General features: G+C 51.9%; 17 protein-coding genes. 4 read left to right on the top strand and 13 right to left on the bottom strand.

Translation table 11 applies throughout. The annotated features are described in order from the left end of the window. Positions 1-283: 283 nt before the first annotated feature. From tsaD to QME66_03500, 10 genes are all read right to left on the bottom strand, one after another. Positions 284-1282 carry a tRNA (adenosine(37)-N6)-threonylcarbamoyltransferase complex transferase subunit TsaD gene (gene tsaD / locus QME66_03545; GenBank protein MDI6808041.1) on the bottom strand — a complete coding sequence of 333 codons (999 nt, stop codon included), beginning with the start codon at positions 1280-1282 and terminating at the stop codon, positions 284-286. Between the two features lie 4 nt (positions 1283-1286). Beyond that, positions 1287-1700, bottom strand: coding sequence for an ATP synthase F1 subunit epsilon (gene atpC / locus QME66_03540; protein MDI6808040.1), 414 nt, complete (start codon positions 1698-1700; stop codon positions 1287-1289). Between the two features lie 4 nt (positions 1701-1704). Next, positions 1705-3138, bottom strand: coding sequence for a F0F1 ATP synthase subunit beta (gene atpD, locus QME66_03535; protein MDI6808039.1), 1434 nt, complete (start codon positions 3136-3138; stop codon positions 1705-1707). 48 nt (positions 3139-3186) lie between these two features. Then, a complete protein-coding gene (gene atpG, locus QME66_03530) occupies positions 3187-4131 on the bottom strand; it encodes an ATP synthase F1 subunit gamma (GenBank protein ID MDI6808038.1) in 945 nt (314 codons plus the stop codon). Between the two features lie 7 nt (positions 4132-4138). After that, the gene (atpA, locus tag QME66_03525; GenBank protein ID MDI6808037.1) at positions 4139-5650 is read right to left on the bottom strand and encodes a F0F1 ATP synthase subunit alpha; all 1512 of its coding nucleotides are present in this window, start codon (positions 5648-5650) and stop codon (positions 4139-4141) included. 181 nt (positions 5651-5831) lie between these two features. Further along, positions 5832-6380, bottom strand: coding sequence for a F0F1 ATP synthase subunit delta (locus tag QME66_03520; GenBank protein MDI6808036.1), 549 nt, complete (start codon positions 6378-6380; stop codon positions 5832-5834). After that, positions 6377-6865: a F0F1 ATP synthase subunit B gene (gene atpF / locus QME66_03515; protein MDI6808035.1), complete on the bottom strand. Its 489-nt coding sequence runs from the start codon at positions 6863-6865 to the stop codon at positions 6377-6379. The genes QME66_03520 and atpF overlap by 4 nt, the downstream gene beginning before the upstream one ends. Positions 6866-7052: 187 nt before the next feature. Further along, complete coding sequence (gene atpE / locus QME66_03510; protein ID MDI6808034.1) at positions 7053-7283, bottom strand: ATP synthase F0 subunit C; 231 nt, start codon at positions 7281-7283, stop codon at positions 7053-7055. A gap of 15 nt (positions 7284-7298) precedes the next feature. After that, a complete protein-coding gene (atpB, locus tag QME66_03505; protein MDI6808033.1) occupies positions 7299-8717 on the bottom strand; it encodes a F0F1 ATP synthase subunit A in 1419 nt (472 codons plus the stop codon). A 4-nt stretch (positions 8718-8721) separates the two neighbouring features. Further along, positions 8722-8976, bottom strand: coding sequence for an AtpZ/AtpI family protein (locus tag QME66_03500; protein ID MDI6808032.1), 255 nt, complete (start codon positions 8974-8976; stop codon positions 8722-8724). A 381-nt stretch (positions 8977-9357) separates the two neighbouring features. Here QME66_03500 and QME66_03495 point away from each other — a divergent pair, with 381 nt between their 5' ends. Together QME66_03495 and QME66_03490 are read left to right on the top strand one after the other, a co-directional pair. Next, positions 9358-10824 (top strand): ATP-binding protein, encoded by a 1467-nt coding sequence (locus QME66_03495; protein ID MDI6808031.1) that lies wholly within the window; start codon positions 9358-9360, stop codon positions 10822-10824. A gap of 8 nt (positions 10825-10832) precedes the next feature. Continuing rightward, complete coding sequence (locus QME66_03490) at positions 10833-11291, top strand: hypothetical protein (protein ID MDI6808030.1); 459 nt, start codon at positions 10833-10835, stop codon at positions 11289-11291. Between the two features lie 24 nt (positions 11292-11315). Here the strand turns inward: QME66_03490 and QME66_03485 are convergent, their stop codons facing one another. Both QME66_03485 and QME66_03480 read right to left on the bottom strand, forming a co-directional pair. Continuing rightward, entirely contained in the window at positions 11316-12617 is a 1302-nt protein-coding gene (locus QME66_03485) for a Glu/Leu/Phe/Val dehydrogenase (protein ID MDI6808029.1), read from the bottom strand. A 29-nt stretch (positions 12618-12646) separates the two neighbouring features. Continuing rightward, positions 12647-14059 carry a hypothetical protein gene (locus tag QME66_03480; protein MDI6808028.1) on the bottom strand — a complete coding sequence of 471 codons (1413 nt, stop codon included), beginning with the start codon at positions 14057-14059 and terminating at the stop codon, positions 12647-12649. Positions 14060-14379: 320 nt separating this feature from the next. On the opposite strand from QME66_03480, the gene lysA reads away from it, so the two are divergent. After that, positions 14380-15642 carry a diaminopimelate decarboxylase gene (gene lysA, locus QME66_03475; protein ID MDI6808027.1) on the top strand — a complete coding sequence of 421 codons (1263 nt, stop codon included), beginning with the start codon at positions 14380-14382 and terminating at the stop codon, positions 15640-15642. After that, complete coding sequence (locus tag QME66_03470) at positions 15642-16391, top strand: HisA/HisF-related TIM barrel protein (GenBank protein MDI6808026.1); 750 nt, start codon at positions 15642-15644, stop codon at positions 16389-16391. Before lysA ends, QME66_03470 begins: the two co-directional genes overlap by 1 nt. 128 nt (positions 16392-16519) lie before the next feature. Here QME66_03470 and QME66_03465 read toward each other — a convergent pair whose 3' ends face one another. Further along, entirely contained in the window at positions 16520-18982 is a 2463-nt protein-coding gene (locus tag QME66_03465) for a S49 family peptidase (GenBank protein MDI6808025.1), read from the bottom strand. Positions 18983-19222 lie beyond the last annotated feature (240 nt).

The following is a 19222-nucleotide window of genomic DNA, read 5'->3' as shown; positions in this document are numbered from 1 at the left end:
TGGAGTTTTCCGTGAAATCAGTCGATTTCTCTTCTTTTTCAGTCTTGTGTCCGCAATTCCTGTGCCACCCATCCGCTATCTCGACAGGATGCCGCCCACTTAGCACAAAGGTCGGACAAATCACAAGAAACTGTAATCTGTCAAACGTCCGGCACTTTGGACGGTCACGTGGGAGGTGTTGCAGTTTGCAAGCCACACATTTCCTGCTTGGCAATCTGCACTTCAAGAACCCCGGGATCAGGGAACCGCTTTTCCAACAGTGGATTTCAGGTGGCTGGGCACATCATAGGGTAGGAAGAGCATCAAGAAAGAGGTTTGCACGCTCGCCCCGCTCGAGTCTCAGAGCTCCGGCGATTGCAACCATTACAGCGTTATCCATGCAGAGAGAAGGTGAGGGTATTACAACTTTGATACCTTTTCTTTTTCCCTCGCGAAGAGCTTCTTCTCTCAGTCTTGAATTCGAGGCAACTCCGCCTGCAACGACCACCTCAGTGACATTGAACTTCTCCGCTGCAAGAAACAGTTTTGTTACGAGCACATCAACAATTGCTTCCTGAAAACTTGCCGCAATGTTCTTCTTTTCCTTCTCAATCTTCTCTGCCGGCATCGAAGCAAGCAAGTATCTGAGTGCCGTCTTGAGACCGCTGAAACTAACGTCGAAACTGTCTTTGCCGAGCCATGCTCTGGGGAATGAGTAGCTTTCTCTGTTTCCCTCTCTTGACAGCTTGTCTATCTCCGGTCCCCCTGGATAGCCCAGCGCAAGAAGCTTTGCGGCCTTGTCGAAAGCCTCCCCTGCAGCATCGTCTCTTGTTGAACCGATCGTAATAAGATCATCCAGTGCTTTCACAAAGATGAACTCCGTATGTCCGCCGGAGACCGCCAGTCCAACAAATGGCGGAGAAAGCTCAATTCCTTCAGCAAGCGGTGTAAGAAGGTGAGCTTCGATGTGATTCACGCCGACAATTGGAATCGAGCGGGCGAACGCAATGCCTTTGGCAACCGAGAGACCGACGAGAAGCGATCCAATGAGCCCCGGACCGCTCGTAACTGCTATGGCATCTACATCCGGGAGTTCAAGATCCGCTCTCTTCAATGATTCTTCGAGAACTGGGAGTATGAGGCGGAGATGGGCTCTAGATGCAAGCTCCGGAACAACACCTCCAAACTGCTTGTGGACTTCCTGGGAGGAAACAACCGAGGAAAGGACCTCTCTTCCCCGTACAATAGCGCAGGCAACGTCATCGCATGATGTTTCAATTCCAAGAATTGTCAGGCGCGAAATCCTCCTATTCTCTCACCGCTTCAGCTATTCGTATCCTGTTTAGCGCTCTGGCCATCGATGCTTGTGCTCTTTCCACATCGGTGCCGGGCGACCGCGATGAAAGCCGTTCTCTCGCCCTTTCCAGGGATTTCCTTGCTCTCTCGATATCAATGTCAGATACAGCCTCGATTGAATCTGCAAGCAAAACAGCCCTGTTAAGCGAGACTTCAACGAATCCCCCGCCCACGCTGAAGTGCTGGACTCTGGAATCCACGTCCTTGACTGTTACTTTCCCGGGGACTATTCCCGAGATGAGCGGCGCGTGATGAGCAAGGATGCCGAGATAGCCCTCGGTTCCAGGGACTATGGCTGAGGAGATTTCCTTCTCAAAGACAACCGACTCCGGTGTGAGAATTTGAAACTGGAAAAGAGTGGCCACGATTTCAGGTGAGCTGGGCCTTCATGGCCTCAGCCTTCTCCAACACCTCCTCAATAGGTCCGACCATGTAGAACGCTGCTTCCGGAACATCATCGTGCAGTCCTTCAGCAATCTCTTTGAAACCTTTGACCGTATCTTTTATCTTCACGTATCTTCCGTGTGTACCCGTGAAAGCTTCGGCAACAAAGAAGGGCTGCGACAGAAATTTTTGTATCTTTCTTGCCCTCTGGACAATCGTCTTGTCTTCCTCGGAAAGCTCATCCATACCGAGAATCGCAATTATGTCCTGAAGGTCCTTGTACCTCTGGAGGATCTTCTGGACGCTTCTCGCGACCTGATAGTGCTCCTCGCCAACGACTCTCGGATCCAGAATTCTTGATGTTGAATCCAGCGGATCCACGGCAGGGTAAATCCCGAGCTCGGAGATCTTCCTCGACAGCACTACGGTGGCGTCGAGATGAGAAAAAGTCGTAGCCGGCGCGGGGTCGGTGAGGTCGTCGGCCGGAACATAAATCGCCTGAACGGAAGTGATTGAGCCGGATTTTGTGGACGTAATTCTTTCCTGAAGGGCGCCCATTTCGGTTCCAAGCGTCGGCTGGTACCCGACTGCCGAAGGCATTCTTCCGAGAAGGGCAGAAACTTCCGACCCGGCCTGGACAAATCTGAAGATATTGTCTATGAAGAGAAGAACATCCTGTCTCTCCTCATCCCTGAAGTATTCGGCCATGGTCACGCCGGTAAGTCCGACCCTTAGCCTTGCGCCCGGGGGTTCATTCATCTGCCCGAAAACCATGACGGTGCTCTTCAGCACTCCGGATGTTTTCATCTCAAGCCACAGGTCATTACCTTCTCTCGTCCTCTCGCCAACACCGCTGAAGACCGAGAACCCGCCGTGCTCGGTCGCAATGTTTCTGATGAGCTCAATCAGAATTACCGTCTTACCCAGTCCTGCCCCGCCAAAGAGTCCTATTTTCCCGCCTCTGGCATATGGCGCGAGAAGATCAATGACCTTGATGCCAGTTTCATAGACTGAAGTCTTTGTTTCCTGCTCATCGAAAGGCGGAGCGGGTTTGTGAATCGGCGCACGTTTACAGCCATCACTGACTGGACCGAGTTTATCTATTGGCTCGCCGAGCAGATTGAAGATTCTTCCAAGGGCTTCCTTTCCCACAGGGACCGTAATAGGTCCTCCTGTGTCGATCACATCCATGCCTCTCACAAGTCCATCAGTGGACGACATTGCTACACATCTGACGACGTTGTCCCCAAGGTGCATTGCGACTTCAACCGTGAGGTTTATTCCCCTTTCAGGGGCTTCAATCTTCAAGGCATTGAGGATCGCAGGAAGTTTGTCGCTTTCGAATTCGGCATCAACCGTCGGACCTATTACCTGTACCACCTTTCCGATGGCCGGTTTTCTTTTTTCGTCTTCAGCCACATCTTCTCCTTTCTTACCACGCCTTACCGGACGCCGCTTGTCCTCGCGCTATCTGAGATTTTCTCCTCCGCCAACAATTTCAGAAATCTCTTTGGTTATTGCCGCCTGCCTCAGCCTGTTCATAATAAGTGTGAGGTAATCTATCATCTCTTGCGCATTCTTGGTGGCAGCGCTCATAGCAATCATTCTTGCAGAATTCTCCGATGCAAACGATTCAGCAAGGCCGATGAAGATGCGGGTCATCGCATACCTTGGAAGAAGAGACTCGAATATGGCTTCCGGCGACGGTTCAAGGATGTAGTCCAGAACTTCCCTGGATTCTTCAGATTTTCCCGGCCCCGGCCCAGCCGTCGTAAGATGCGGTTCACGAGGTGACTCTTTGTTTCCATCAATGCTTCTGCCACGTTGCTCACTTCCCACTGGAGAAATCGGCAGGAATTTTTCGAGAGTCACCTTTCTTGAGAGCAAACTGATAAAGCTCGTATAAAGAAGACGGATTTCGTTGACCTCTCCGGAAAGATAGAGATGAAGCAACTCGTCAGTCACCTTCTTTACCGTCCTCAAGTCAAGCCGTCCGCGCATTTCAGTGTGCTTTCCGGCGATTTTCCATCTCCGCTTCCTGAAGTAGTCAAAGCCCTTTCTGCCAATCAGAAACAGCACCGTATTCTCGAGCTCGCATTCTTCGAGGAACTCCTCTGCCTTCTTCAACACATTCGTATTGTATGCGCCGCAGAGCCCCTTATCGGAAGTCACGACAACAAGGCAAGTCTTCCCGCCTTCCCTCGCCTCGAAGAACGGATGGGAAAACTCTCTTGCTGCCAGAGAAACCCTTTCAAGGATTCCTTTCATGCCAGTCGAGTACGGCCTTGCGTTAAGCACCTTCTGCTGAGAGCGCCTGAGCTTGGCAGCAGAGACCAGCTCCATGGCCTTTGTGACCTGCATCGTGTTCTTAACGCTTCTTATTCTTCTTCTGAACTCTCTGGCGGGCGGCATATTCCCCTTACTGTTTTACGAACTGCTCTTTGAATGTCTTGATTCCCTCATTCAGTTTTGCCTCGGTTGCCTTGCTCAAGTCCCTGGTCCTGGCGATATCATGCCCGACATCCGGGTATTCCTTTTCCATGAACTGAAGGAACTCCCCTTCAAACTTCCGGACGGCTTCCACTGCCAGGTCGTCAAGGAATCCGTTAGTCCCCGCGTAAATTATCATCACCTGCTTTTCAACCGGCATTGGCACATATTGATTCTGCTTCAGGATTTCCGTAAGCCTTTCACCTCTTGTGAGCTGAGCAAGTGTTAATTTATCGAGGTCTGAGCCGAACTGCGCAAATGCCGCAAGCTCTCCGTACTGTGCAAGCTCCAGCCTCAACCGTCCCGCAACCTTTCTCATCGCGCTGACCTGAGCCTTCCCTCCTACTCGTGATACGGATATTCCAACATTTATTCCGGGCCTGATTCCCGAGTAGAAAAGGTCAGATTCAAGAAATATCTGTCCGTCAGTTATGGAAATAACATTTGTGGGAATGTAGGCGGAGATGTCGCCTGCCTGTGTTTCGACCAGCGGGATCGCAGTCAATGAACCGCCTCCGAGCTCGTTGTTCAACTTGGCTGACCGCTCAAGAAGCCGCGAGTGGAGATAGAAGATATCACCGGGAAAAGCTTCGCGGCCGGGCGGCCTTCTCAGGAGAAGGGAGAGTTGCCGGTATGACTGAGCGTGCTTCGAAAGGTCATCGTAGAAAACCACTACATGTTTTCCGTTGTAGAGATACTCCTCCCCAATCGCACACCCTGCATAGGGAGCGATATACTGAAGCGGCGCCGGCTCGCTGGCTGTCGCTGACACCACAGTCGTGTACTCCATCGCATTGTGCTCTTCAAGAATCTGAACGACCCTTGCCACTGTGGATTCTTTCTGACCTATCGCAACGTATATGCAGTGAAGGTCAGTCCCCTTCTGATTTAGAATCGTGTCAACCACAATGGCAGTCTTTCCTGTCTGCCTGTCCCCGATTATGAGTTCTCTTTGACCTCTGCCGATTGGAATCATGGAGTCAATTGCCTTGAGGCCAGTCTGGACCGGTTCCTTGACCGGCTGTCTTTCGACCACCCCCGGCGCTCTTCCCTCTATTGGGCGGAACTTATCCGTGGCAATCGGACCCTTCCCGTCCACCGGCATGCCCAGAGCATTCACCACTCTTCCCTTGAGATGCGGTCCGACAGGAACAGAGGCAATCTTCCCTGTTCTGGTCACCATGTCGCCTTCCTTTATCTTCTCGTCAGAACCGAAGAGGACTGCGCCGACATTGTCTTCCTCGAGGTTCAATACCATTCCCATTACGTCGCCTGGAAACTTGAGAAGTTCGCCGGCCATCGCATCTTCAAGTCCCCACACCCTTGCAATGCCGTCTCCAACCTGAAGAACAAGACCGACGCTCTTCATCTCGAGGGTCGTTTCGTACTTCTCGATTTCCTTCCTGATTATTGAACTGACCTCTTCGGGTCTAAGCTTCATTCTCGCACCTCCAAGAGCCGCCTTTTTTCGCTAATGAACCCGTAATTCAATCGGGAAAGCTATGTAGCAATCGCATGTATGCAATCAATCAGCCCCTCACCCTCCCCTCTCCCCAATGGGGAGAGGGGAGAGCCCCTTACCAACCTCTCCCCACCGGGGAGAGGATCGAGGTGAGGGGGCACTAATGAACCCGTGTACTTATCAGGGAATCTCTCAGTTTCTCCAGTTTTGTTCTTACACTGTCATCGATCACTTTGTTGTGAACAATGATTACGGCGCCTCCGATGAGCTCGGGATTGACCTCTTCCTGAAGAACGATTTTCTTGCGAGTCACGGACTCCAAGGCGCTCCCAAGAGAATCTCTCAGGTCATCTCTAAGCTTGAAAGCGGTAATCACTTTGGCCCTCTGCACGCCTCTCGCTTCCAGTGCAAGAGATTCGAAATCGTCACAGATATTCTCAAGCAGGCGCATTCGTTTTTTTCTAAAGAGAAGGAGAAGAAACTCAAGCACGCTCCTCGATACTCTCTGACCGAAGACATCCTTAAGAAGCGTTTCTTTGTGGCTGTCGAGAACATCGGGGGATTCAAGAAAAGTGATGAGAGTTGCATCCCTCTTCAGGAACTCCCTAAGCGCATTCAGATCATTCTCGACGGTTTCAACCTCGCCTTTCTTTCGCGCGAATCCGAAAAGGGCGACCGCATACTTTTTTGAAAGCAAGCCAGTGTTCATTTGAGTGTTTCAAGCCCTTCTATGAAATCCGATATGAGTTTCTTCTGATTTTCCTCGGTGAGAGTCTGCTTTATGATGCGTTCGGTTGCCCGGACAACGGCATCAACAATCTCATCTCTAAGCTCAATCCTTGCTTTTGCTCTCTCCCTGCCGATTTCCATCTTTGCTTTTTCGATGACTTCTTTCGCTTCGTCCCTGGCAGATTCTCTGATCTCCCGTGCAATCTTTTGTCCTTCCGAGATTGCTTCCTGGATCTTTGCTCTTTCGAGTGCCTCAATCCCCTTGAGCGCAGTCGTCAGCTTCAGCTCGATCGCCTTTATCTCACCCTTCAGTTTCTCAATTTCTTCAAACTCGCCCGTAATCTTTCCCCTTCTTTCGTCAAGAATGTGAAGAAGAGGCTTCCAGGCAAGCCGCTTGAGAAGATAGAGCGCCAGGAGAAATCCGATAATCTGTGTTACGACCTGACTCAAGTCAATTAATCCCATTTCGGCTCCTGCACAAGTCCAATCTCATCCAGGTGTCCCACGCCCTCTCCTCTCCCCCTAAAGGGGAGAGGAACAAGGATAAGGGCTAATCCAGAAATTCTTCATCCCGAGGTGCTCAGAAGCGCGGCCGACTTTGTCAGGGCCGCACTCAAGAGGCACAATCGGACTCCCGATCCCGGATTCTTTTCTAGATTTTTCCCGAGAGGAAGAACATGGTCACGAATGCGTAGATCGTAAGAGCCTCGATGAATCCAAATCCAATGATCATCGCAATCTGAATCTTTCCTGCCGCCTCAGGCTGCCGTCCCATGGCTTCCATCGCGGACGAACCCATCTTTCCAAGACCCAGCCCGGAGCCCAACGCTGCAATCGCAAGCGAGACAGGCAAAGCAAAACCTAGCGCTATCTGAAGACTCACCTGTTTCACCTCCTCTCAATGACTCTCCTCGTGAGGAAACATCAGCAAGAAATAAATTGTGCTAAGAAGAGTAAAAATCAGTGCCTGGACTGCACTGGTCAACAAAGCAAGAAAAATGAATGGAAGCTGGAGAGGAATTCCGACGGGAAGATGAAGAAAGCTCAGGATAGTAACACCAAGCCCTACAAAAACTGCTATCAAGACATCCTCACCAAAAATGTTTCCAAAGAGACGGCAAGAGAGACTCACCGGCTTTATGAGCTCTCCGAGGATATGGACCGGAAGCATTATCGGGACCATTGCCCAGCCAATCACGTCACGCGGACTTCCTGCAAGGTGGTGAAAATATCCGAGGAAGCCAAGATTCCTTATTCCACTGTACTGAACATAGAAAAAGACTGTTATGCCGAGGGCTGCCGTCGTGCTCAGGCTCGACGAAGGAGATTTCATCCCGGGGATCAGGCCGAAGAGGTTCATGGAGAAAATATAGATGAACAGAGTGCCCAGGAACGGAACCAATTCTCTTCCTCTCTCGCCAAGGATTCCGACGATGAGATTCTCAATCTGTTCGACGACGAGTTCGACGCCGTTCTGAAATTTCCCGGGCACCATCGCGGGCCTTCTTGATGCAAGATAGCCGAGAATGCTGAGCCCGATGATAATGAGCCAGGAGAAAAAGATGTTCTGGTATCTTTCCAGGAACTCTGCCCAGCCGACATTTCCTATTCCTTCCGCAAGAAGGATGATGATATTGGGAAGCTCGGGTGCTCCGCCTTCTTTCTTTGCTTCGGAAGAAAAAGTCAAAGATGGAAGGGCGTAGAGAAAGAAGGGAACAACGAACGGAACGAGAAAGAGGAGCTTTTTCGGGGCACCCGCAGGAGTATTCTCCTCATTCCTCTCCCCTTTGGGGAGAGGGCAGGGTGAGGGGGTTGGACGAGATGAGCTTGACGTGAGCGCGCTTCCGACCGCTTTCAGGAAGATCACAGCAAACGGAAGCGTGTAGCCCGCAAGAAGGAAGTAGATTGGGAGACGGTCCGATGCCAGGAGAACCCAGCCCAAGCCGTAGAGAACCGGAAACTTGATTGCGACGATAACGACAAGCTTGATTCGACGATGACCTTCAAGCATTCTCTGAAGCTTTTTTCCGGTATTGCGCCAGACAGTGCGGAAAAGAGCGAGGACGCTCGGAATCGGACCCCAACCAGACACGCCGGATTTCGCGCCGCCAAAAGGTTCAGGAACAACGGCCAAATGGCGCTCGCTCAGAAATGAGACAAGGGAGCGAATCAGCTCGAAATTAAGAATGCTCCACAGAGTGCCGGCGAGAAATCCAAGAGCGGCCGAGGGCGAATGGTAGGTTGCGCCAAACAGTGAAGCCAGGATGGAGAGAAAAAGTGTTAGATTTCTTCCTCTTAGGTAGAATTCGAGACCCAATAGCCTATTTCCTTTCTTCCTCTCTTTTCCTTTCCTCTCTCATCGCCAGACTTATTACCTTGTAGACTTCTCTTATTCCTGCAACAAATCCCAGCACGACAAAGACTATGGAGAGGTAAGGTGAAGTCCCCAGTCTCTTGTCGAGAAAACTCCCAACGAAAAAACCAATTACCGGCCCACCGGCAAGGAGAAACGGAATTGTCGATAAGAGTCCTGCTTCCCTTAGGGACGAATATCCATCCTTACGTTTTTTCCCCATGTGAGGACCGCCTTTGCTCACATCTTTGCGACCTGCCCGCCCAACGACAAACGTATGAGAATGCGCGGCGATTCTACCAAAACAGGGATGTTTGATACAGTTAAAAGTGCGGGCTTAGAATCTTATTGATGCCTGCAAGGTATGGTCTTCTGAGGCTCGGCCCGGTCATTATGTTGAACTTTACAAACGGTAGTCCCTTTTGCCAAGTAATACTTTCGTTGTGCCGCCTGAGCTGGTTGACTCTTTCGGCGTTGATTGCGTCCTCTTGAGCGGCCCCTGCCCCGGCAACAGTAATTGAAACTGGTTGCTTCCAGGGAATGGTGGTAGTATTAGTACTAGACGGTCAGGGCCGGTGTGAAGACTGACAGGAGACGAGTATTCATGGAATCCCCGGAATTCATTCAGGTAACAATCGACAAGAGCCACATAACGACCCTAGGAGAGAGACTCTATGCTGAGAGCATCGAGTTTGTGAGGGAACTCGTCAACAACGCTTATGATGCTGATGCCACTCTGGTCAGTGTCCTGGTCTCGGAGAACTCAATAGAGATAAGCGACAATGGAAGCGGCATGGACAGAGAAGGGCTCAAGCAGTATTTCAACATCGGCTCTCAGCAGAAGCTCTATTCTCCAAAATCTCCCGTGTACCGGAGAGACAGGATAGGGCAGTTCGGCATCGGCAAGTTCGCGAGTCTTGGGGCCTGCAAGAGGTTTGAAGTCATTACCAGGAAAGAGGACTTTGTAGCAAGAGTCGTTTTCGACAAGGATCGGTGGGAAAAGGAAGTAGATGAATGGAAGCTTCCGCTTGAGATACTTCCTCCTCACTTCAGAAGAGAAAACGGTACGACCGTCATCTTGTCCGCGTTGGAAAAGGAATTTGAGCCAGCGGACATAGAGGCAAAGATAATAGAAGGAACACCAATCAAGGCCCCTCACTTCCGGGTGAGAATAAACGCCCATACTGTAACTCCAAGGAGCCTTTCGGGACACAGAATTCCTCTTCTTGAGGGAACAGCTTTCGGGCCCATAACGGGAGAGATAATAGTCCTGGCCGAGACTGCGTCTGCTGAGACACAGCCAGGCATCGAGATAAAGGTGAAACAGGTGACGATTCGAAGAGAGCTCCTTGGAATGGAAACATGGGGGAAGGTGATGGCAAGGGTGAGAGGAGAGGTTAATGCCGACTTCCTTCCCATAACCAGCGACAGGACCGGGTTCCTAAAAGACTCAGGCGAGTACAAGAGCTTTCTTGAGGTGATGGAACGAGTAATGGAAAATGTGAGGGAATATCTTCAGAGGCTGACTGCCAAGAAGGAAGGAAGAAGGGTTAGCCATGCGCTCAAGGAAGCCCTGCAAAGAATCTACAGGGCACTTGCCGCGAATCCTGACCTTTCACCGTTTGGAGCTCTTCCCGTAGGCGGTGGGGAAGGGGGCATTGGGCATGCTGCTCCGGTCGCCAAGAAGCGCGAAGGAGCGGATGAGGAGGTGAAGTCCGAAGAAAAGCGTCCTGAACCCCCAAAGAAAAGAAAGAAACGTCCGAAAGTAAAGGCACTCACGCCTAATGCAATCATCAAGAGAATGAAATTCGGCGAAACGGGCGTCTCATGTGTAGTTGACAGTTATGGGGAAGATAGCGCTGAGGTCTTCTCAGAGGAGACGACTATATACATAAACCGTGACCATCCGCTTTACAGGAGAGAAGCCGCGAGAGCCGACACGCACACGTTGAATCTTGCCCGGCTTATCACTCAGGAGATTGCTCTTATGAAGGACCCTAAGAACCCGAGGCAGGCATTCAACCGTCAGAGCAAGCTTCTTAGGGACGCGTTTATTGAGAGGGTCGATTAGCTCTCTGCATGAATAGTTTCTTCACGATCAAACTCAGATGGGCGTTTGGGATCTTCGCAATCGTCGATACAATCTGCGCCGGAGTTGGAATGGGAGTCCCAGTTTTCTGCATTTTTCTCGGTTTTCTGACCGGCTGGTATATCGCCAGGGTTGTCGCTCCCACCACTCACGAGATCAGACAACTTCTGCAGAAGTTCTTCCTCTATGCGGTTGTTACCTCGGCCTTCACTTTCGTTCTGATGGCAATAATTTGGGGAAGATGCATTGTCATGCTGTTCAATCCCAGTACAGACTATGCTAACTTGGGGGTTCCGCTGATCTTATATGATCCGAGGGCAAGCTTCATCGGCTGGTTGGTTCTGATGATTGTGATATCGCCAATTCTGCAATTCCTGACGACGATCGCTGGCTCACATCTGACGCTGATGTTACGGTCACGAGATGGGAGACAGGGCGCTCAGAGCTAACCGGGAAATCTGCATCTTACGCAATCATGGAAAAATGCCGCGTTCTCTGTAGACCGTCTCCAGGCGTTTGAGAGCAACGATATAGGCGGCCGTACGCCAATCAGTCTCGTACTTCTTCGCAGTGCTGCTCACACGTTCATAGCCGCCCAATATCTTCTTCTGGAGTTTACTATCGACCTCTTCAAGTTCCCAGTTCTCGCTGCGTTTATTCTGAAGCCACTCAAAGTAGCTGACGATTACTCCGCCCGAGTTGCAGAGAATATCCGGAATGACCTCTATTCCTTTTTTCCGGAGGATCACATCGCCGTCCGGGTCGGTAGGTCCATTGGCAGCCTCGACGACAAGTTTGACGTCCACAAGATGGGCTGTATCGGCTGTGATTAGGTTTTCCATTGCCGCCGGGATGAAAATGTCAACTTTAGCACTCATGAACGCAACATGGTCAATTGGGGTCGCCTTACGGTAGTCCTTGATTTGCCTGTGCTCTTTCATGTGACTGCACAGTTCGTCGGGGTCGATACCGTCAGGGTTGCTGACGGCTCCGGTAATATCCTCGACTGCGACAAGCCTTGCACCATGTGGCTTCAAGAGACGAGCCGTCCAGGAACCGACGTTCCCGAAACCCTGAAGCTTGTAAGTGGCGCCATTCAGATTGAAGCCGTGATCCTTTGCCCAGCGTTCCATCACGAAGACAACACCTTGCCCTGTCGCCTTGTCGCGTCCCAAACTGCCGCCGGACTCCACCGGCTTTCCGGTCACGATATGAGTGCAGCGATTCCGCTCATCCGGAGGCATCGTGGAAAGGTAAGTGTCCAGAATCCACGCCATGATTTGCGCATTGGTATTCACATCCGGGGCCACGATGTCGTACTCAGGCCCTATGTTGTTGCCCAGGGCAAACGTGAACCGGCGCGTGATGCGCTCCAATTCACCGGGCGTGTACTCTGATGGGTCCAGGTGGATTCCGCCCTTGGCTCCGCCAAACGGGATGCCGGAGATTGCTGTCTTCCATGTCATCCATGTCGCGAGCGCTCGCACTTCATCAATGTCTACCGCGGGGTGATAGCGCAGTCCGCCTTTGAATGGGCCGAGCACGTTGTTGTGCTGGACGCGATAGCCGGATAACATTTCAATCCGGCCATCATCCATCTTCACCGGGAAATGGACAACGATTTCGTTCATCGTCTTTCCCAAGATACTCCGTATGTCCGGATTAAGCTTCATGAGGTCCGCCGCATCGTCGAACTGTTTGGTTACGTTATCATACAGACTCGCTTTTTTTGTGCCTGATCCCGCTGCTCGCTTTGGCTCGTGGGTAATGGCCATAACGATTTCTCCCTTCTAAGTTCCTCTGATTACCTCATATCCCGGTGGACGTCAGGGTTCAACTGGAATATCCACTCGCCTTCAGGAAGGTTCACTGAAACCGTACCATTGCGTGCCACGTTTTGTCTTCCCGGCACAATCTCACCGCTCCGTGGGCTCACGAGTGAAAACCTGACTTTCTGTCCTGTCGCAGCGATCGGCATGATTCTCACATGTTTCTTGACCGCATGACCTGTGTAGTTTCGGAGCAGCAAATCCGGATTCAGAGAGCGGTCGCCCCTTCCAAACGGGAGTATTGATGTCCCCGTCCGCGTAAGTTGATGAAGCTCAGTATCGGTCAGGAAGATTACGTCGTTCGATTTGGTCAGCCGCGCAAGAAGCACTCTGAGCTGCCTGAACCCGGCTTCGCGAAACATGAAATCCAGTGAGACATAGTTGTACCGGTGAGTTCCGACGACTGCGGGCTCCCCTTTGTCCCAGCAATTCCTTATGAGGTTTTCGGCTTGATTCACTCCTTGAATGCTTCCAGCTTCAAATGAACCAGCTGGTTCAAAATTCACATTTCTCTTTGGGTAGAACCGGTCTCTGAACACCCATTTCTGTATATTCCTCTTCAAGAGTTTTTTGATTCTCAAGGGCAACGTGTATGCAGGAATTGGCTCTTCCCACTTCGACTGAATAACCCGGATTCCATTCCTGCAAAGGTAATTCTCCGCAAAACTGTCCCACACGAGGTCGGGGGCAACTGTTGAATGCGCCATCATCCTGAATACTTCTTCGAATCTCAAGAGCCCTTCTTTGATATAGCGGGCTCTTGTCGAGTCGGGAACGAGTGGAGAGTATTCCGGAGGAACAGAATGCTCGCCCGAGACGAAACTCTGTTCCGTGAAAGCAGCAAGTGCGTTCTCATTTCCTTCCCTGAGGAGTGAAAGCCAATGCGGAATGCTGATATGCGAGAACCCGTGATACTCGGGCCACCACACTGCGCGGTCTATGCCCTCGAGTGTTTTTTCGCGAAGTCCGGGCCTCTTCCATCTTTCAGGAAAATCCCAGAAGCTGGTGTAGAAAAATTCTCTGAATCCATTCCTCTCGATGAGCGGATAGTCGGGCGTGGCGAGGACATAATTGGCCTGGAACATAGGATGCCTTCCATCGGCACCCTTGAAACTCTCAAGGAGGGAAAAGAGACGGTCCAGATCCCGCGCATTTTCCAGAGTTGACAGGGCGTAGTCCTTTCCCTCCGGCCCTGCATAGACTCCAAGCGGAAGGAGTCTCTTGTAGGCGGCGCTGTCCGGAGTCCACGCAGCCATTCCCCAATCATCGCTCTCGAAGATGATCGCCCGATGCTTCTTCCAATTCACCTTGTTCTGCGGCCAGAAAAAGGCCACGATGCCAACCCCAAGGATCAGAACAATAAGTAGACTTTCAACTAGTTTCCTCACCCGGAACAATCTCCAATCTTCGACTTGAGCATCGTGAAAGAGCTGTCCTTTCACTTCATCCGAAAATGTCGATCCTTCTCGGACTCGCTCACTCGAATTTGCGAACTCGGGCTTCGCCCTCAGACAGCGCAAATTCGCCCCCCAGCTGGGTCGCTCGCTCGTCCAAGAAGGGAGTCTAGAGATTTTCGAAATGTCCGTTCAAGGACATCTCTCTCCATTGTTTGACACGCTGCAAGAGAGAGTATAGTCTTTCGAAACCGTTCATTTGTCCAGATATTTCAAGGCAATTGGCCGTTTTGCTGAAATTGGGAATTCAACCGATGCATCTGTTCTCGTATCGCGAAGGATCACTTTTCTGTGAAGGCGTCTCCCTAACTGAGATAGCATCCCAGGCGGGAACGCCCTCCTATGTTTACAGTCTCAACACAATCCTCAACCACTTCAGACGATACGTCCATGCCTGGGCTCCGCTTGAGCCGCTCGTGGCTTACTCCGTGAAGGCGTGCTCAAACCTCGCAATTCTCCGGGCAATCGCGAAACGGGGTGCAGGCGCAGATATTGTTTCGGGCGGCGAGCTTCACAGAGCTCTCAAGGCGGGCTTTCCACCCGGAAGAATCATCTTCGGCGGAGTCGGGAAAACCGATGACGAGATTGATTTCGCCCTTGATTCCGGGATTCTGTTTTTCAACGTGGATTCACTTGAAGAACTCGCAGTGCTCAATGAATTGGCCAAGAGGAAGCACAAAAGGGCGAAAGTCGCGCTCCGGATAAATCCGCACGTCGAATCCATCACTCATCCTTACGTGAGGACCGGCGGGGCAACCAACAAGTTCGGAATAGACATTGGACGAGCATTGGAATCATGCCAGAAAGCAGCGGCATTGCCGGGAATTGAACTGGTGGGAATTCATGAACATATCGGATCTCAAATCGTTGATGTCGGTCCTTTCAAAGAATCTCTCCTGAGACTCCTTTCACTTCTCGATGAACTCAAGACCGCCGGCATCGATTTGAAATTCCTCGACCTCGGCGGAGGCCTGGGAATAACGTACAAGGACGAAAAGCCGCCCGAGCTCGAAAAATTCGCAAGAGAAATCACATCGCTGATCAATGAGAGAAAGCTAAACCTGGTCCTTGAGCCTGGAAGAGTGATTGCCGGAAATGCAGGAATCCTTCTGACCAGAGTGATCCAGATCAAGCGGACACAGGCAAAGAAATTCATCATTGTGGATGCCGCCATGAACGATTTGATGAGGCCTGCTCTTTACGATGCCTACCACGAAATCCTGCCTGTCAGGGAAACCAAAGAACGTGAAACCGCCGATGTAGTCGGAGCAATTTGCGAGACAGGCGATTTCTTTGCGAAAGACAGGAGAATCGCAAATGTAGAGAGGGAAGAACTCCTTGCGGTGATGAGTGCGGGAGCTTACGGGTTCTCCATGTCATCAAACTATAATTCCCGACCGAGATGCGCCGAGGTTCTTGTGAAAGGCGACAGATTTGCCGTTATCAGGGAAAGAGAAACTTATGAGGATCTCGAAAGGGGAGAGAGCATTCCCTCATTCGTTGAGGAAGACTTGTAGTGGGGGATGCGAAAGTAATTCAGATTTTCCCTGCAATTGACCTCCTTGATGGAAAAGTTGTCAGGATGAGAAGGGGAGAAAAGAAGGAAGTGATAACTTACAGCTCTGATCCGGCAGCCATTGCCCGGCGATGGGAGAAAGACGGAGCCGATTGCCTTCACATCGTTGACCTGGGTGGCCGCTTCTCAGAAAAGGGTAACAATGTCAAGGCGCTCAGGAGCATTGCTGATGCGGTGAAAATTCCGTGGCAGTTGAGCGCAAGCATCGAAGATGAGAATGCCATCGAGACCATTCTTGACTTGGGGGGCGTGCAAGTTGTTCTTGGCCCAGGATCCACGGCCAGAAGTGTTTTTGTGAAGAAGGCCCTGGCGAGATTCGGCGGAAGCTTGAGCGCAGCCATTGACTTCAGGGAAGAGGGTCTTCTATTTGAAGAATCGCCCGGGAGGACGCAAGAAAATCTGCAAGGCAGAATCCTCAATCTTCACAACGCGGGCTTCAGAGATTTCGTGCTTACCGATGTGACAAGGGACGGCACGATGAAAGGGCCCAACGTTGAGCTGCTGAGAAACATAGATTTTCCGCAAGACTCTTCTTTCTCTCTCGCGGGCGGCGTTTCGACTCTCGGTCACGTCGCTGAGTTGCAGAAACTAGGATCGCATTCCCTGCGTGCGATTATCGTCGGGAGAGCACTCTACGAAGGGAAACTCCGAATTTCCGCGGTCCAATCAGTTCTCAACAATCCTTGCTGAAGTCGAAAATCCTCACTGAATTTCCGGCCACTCTGGCCCACGCAGCCACGGAGAAAAAGGCAGCGGGATTGCACAATCCTGCCGGGCTGCGCAATCCCACCCATAGCTCACAGACGCACTTTTCGGGACTACTTTTCCACAATCAGATCGGGCGGAACCATGTAAACAGGACGCCCCTTCGCTTCGAGAAGTTTCCTGATGTACTGCAGCTCGTAGCTATCCGCCTGAGCCTTGATCGGACTGAAATCGAACGCCTGCGGATTGATGAACCCTCTTCCGGGAAGCTCTCTTATGAAGACTGTCCTCTCCTTGGAAATGCCGGCAGCCTCACGAGCAATCACCATGGCCCTCTCAAGCCCGCCTATCTCGTCAACAAGACCTTTCTCCTTGCCCGCCGTTCCAGTCCAGACCCGGCCCTGACCGACCTTGTCCACATCCGCCTTTGCCATGCCCCTGCCGCTCCCCACCCGCTCGAGGAATTCATCGTATGCTGTAAGAATGAGATCCTTCATTTTCGCGTACTCGTCGGAAGTCAGATTCCTGTCCGGGAGCGCCATGCCGACAAACGGCAGCACGATTCCCAGGGGCAGATCGGCATGGTCGCCTTTCTGCACATGGTCAGACGTGAGTCCTATCTTGCCGCCGAATCCGTCATTCCATGCCCAGAACCCAATGACTCCGATCGAACCGGTGATTGTCATGGGCGTTGCGACAATCGTGTCTCCATACATCGAAATCCAGTAACCCCCTGACGCGGAGACCATACCCTGCGTGACGATCACCGGCTTTTTCTTTGAAGCTTCCAGTAATTCACGCGCGACCACCTCGGATGCCAGAGCATCCCCGCCGGGTGAATCGGCCCTGAACACGATCGCTTTTATTCTCTTACTTTTCCCTGCGCCTTTGACGACGTTCCCGAGTTTCCGGGCGGTTATGCCCTCATCCATGGCGCAGAGCCCGAGCCCATATATGAGCGCTACCTCCGGCGGCCGTCCCCACTCGTCTTTGTGGTACTTCTGTGCCTCGAACCGCTTTGGTCCGACGAGGCGCTTTCCTTTTTCACCCTCGAGACCCTTCACGATCTTCTCGGCATCAAGCCAGTGCCCCAGGCTATCAACCAATCCCAGCTCCATGGCCCGCTTGGGCAGCATCACCATTTCCTTGTTCACAATATTGTCAAACTGAGCAGGGGAGATCTTGCGTGCCTCACAGACATCCTTCCGCATCTGTGCGTACCAACCATCCACAAGAGCCTGTCGCTGCTCCCTGTCCGCCTCACTCATGTTCTCCCTTGCGAAGGTTTCAGCAGCAGACTTGTACGTAAAGAACCGCCATTCCTGCATGCCGACACCAAGCTTCTGAAACATTTGCCGGTAGTAGGTGCGGTTTAGTGCCAAGCCTCCCATCTCGAGTATGCCGATTGGATCCATGACAACACGGTCGGCTGCCGAGGCGACGTAGTAGTTGACCATTCCAATATTGTCGACAAATGTGACGACCTTCTTGCCCGAAGAGCGGATCTCTTTCAGCTTCTCTCTCAGTTCCCACGCAAGAGCGTAGTTTATCTGCATGTCGGAGAGGTTGAGGGCAACGCCTGCATAGCGATCATCCTGCCGGACATCCTCGAGTTGTGCGAGAAGGCGTTTGAGATCGTGGCTCACCGGATCCATGAACTGGAAGCGCTGGTAACCAACTTGCCCTTTCATCGCGCGCTTGTAATAGAGCTTCCGTTTCTGGGTCATATCGGTGACAACATTTCTCTGAAGATAGCCGGATCTTAGGCCGTACGTGTTGAAAGTCCGGTTATTGTCCTTATCGTAGTGCGGCTGAACAGAACCTTCCACCGAACCAAATGAAACCGACACTCCAAGCTGGTATGTGCCGCCCTTTCTCACCTTGCCCGCCACGAGAATCCCCGGGAGAATCTCAGAACCAAGGCCCGCCCCCCACTCAAGATCATCAATCGACTGATGATCCATAAACTCGGCATCACCAAGGAGCGTAAGGAATGTCGTTCCGAGCGGCCGTATTCCAATGTCTGCAACAAGGCGAGTGTCTCCCTTCTGGTATGCGGAGGTGCCCACAGCGCTCAGCGAAGCGAACCTGCAAGGCCGCGCCAGGAGACCGAGACTTACAGTGTTCGCACGGTTCATCTGAGCTGCGTCTCCGGTCGTCCACGAGTGACCAAATCCAACTGCGAATCCCTCGTCGCCAAACCCTGTCGCGAGGGAATACTGAGTCAGGGTCCTGTCTTCAAGCACGCTCCCGATCTGGACGCGCGTTTTGAATCGCTCAACGCCCAACCCGAGATGCGGAACCGCGCTTAGAAGCGCCCAGCGGCTTACGCCGTCGGTCTTGAGATTCTGATCCGTCCAGAAGAACTGCAGGTCCCGCCCGGGCAAGACCCCAAGGACCGCAGGGTTGACGTACGCGCCGGCTGCACCTCCGGCCGTACCGGGCGACTCCGTAAGGAAGTCCGCCTGCCCGTAGTAGGACGGAACCCATTGTGTCCCGCCGGCAGAGACCCGGCTCGAAACCGCCACAACTGACACCAGACACAGCAAGAAAAACGAAAATCGAGATAGACTCATCTGCTCCTCCTCCGTCAGGTTGACGACGCCTGGAAGCTCCTACGTGAACTTTGTTTTCCTATTACACGAAAAAACGTACGTTTTTGTTTCATCGAATCCATGCAAATGCAGCTACCGAGAAACCCCAGACTCCAATCCCTGTTCCGAGGAGCCCAAGATACAACATCTTCACTTGATCCTCAAGCGGCATAATAACGATCTAATTCCAGTCTTGACAGTGGAGACAAGTTCATACAGGAT

Source organism: Candidatus Eisenbacteria bacterium (assembly GCA_030017955.1).
In the GTDB taxonomy this organism is placed as follows: domain Bacteria; phylum Eisenbacteria; class RBG-16-71-46; order JASEGR01; family JASEGR01; genus JASEGR01.
The sequence above is the reverse complement of the archived record's forward strand: the minus strand, read 5'-3'. Positions and strand labels throughout refer to the sequence as shown.

Coding starts and splice junctions, on each gene's coding strand:
- QME66_03485 (MDI6808029.1), bottom strand. CDS start 12,617: ATGGCCATTACCCACGAGCCAAAGCGAGCAGCGGGATCAGGCACAAAA.
- atpA (MDI6808037.1), bottom strand. CDS start 5,650: ATGAAGCTTAGACCCGAAGAGGTCAGTTCAATAATCAGGAAGGAAATC.
- lysA (MDI6808027.1), top strand. CDS start 14,380: ATGCATCTGTTCTCGTATCGCGAAGGATCACTTTTCTGTGAAGGCGTC.
- atpG (MDI6808038.1), bottom strand. CDS start 4,131: ATGCCGCCCGCCAGAGAGTTCAGAAGAAGAATAAGAAGCGTTAAGAAC.
- atpF (MDI6808035.1), bottom strand. CDS start 6,865: ATGGGATTAATTGACTTGAGTCAGGTCGTAACACAGATTATCGGATTT.
- QME66_03520 (MDI6808036.1), bottom strand. CDS start 6,380: ATGAACACTGGCTTGCTTTCAAAAAAGTATGCGGTCGCCCTTTTCGGA.
- QME66_03490 (MDI6808030.1), top strand. CDS start 10,833: ATGAATAGTTTCTTCACGATCAAACTCAGATGGGCGTTTGGGATCTTC.
- QME66_03500 (MDI6808032.1), bottom strand. CDS start 8,976: ATGGGGAAAAAACGTAAGGATGGATATTCGTCCCTAAGGGAAGCAGGA.
- QME66_03465 (MDI6808025.1), bottom strand. CDS start 18,982: ATGAGTCTATCTCGATTTTCGTTTTTCTTGCTGTGTCTGGTGTCAGTT.
- QME66_03495 (MDI6808031.1), top strand. CDS start 9,358: ATGGAATCCCCGGAATTCATTCAGGTAACAATCGACAAGAGCCACATA.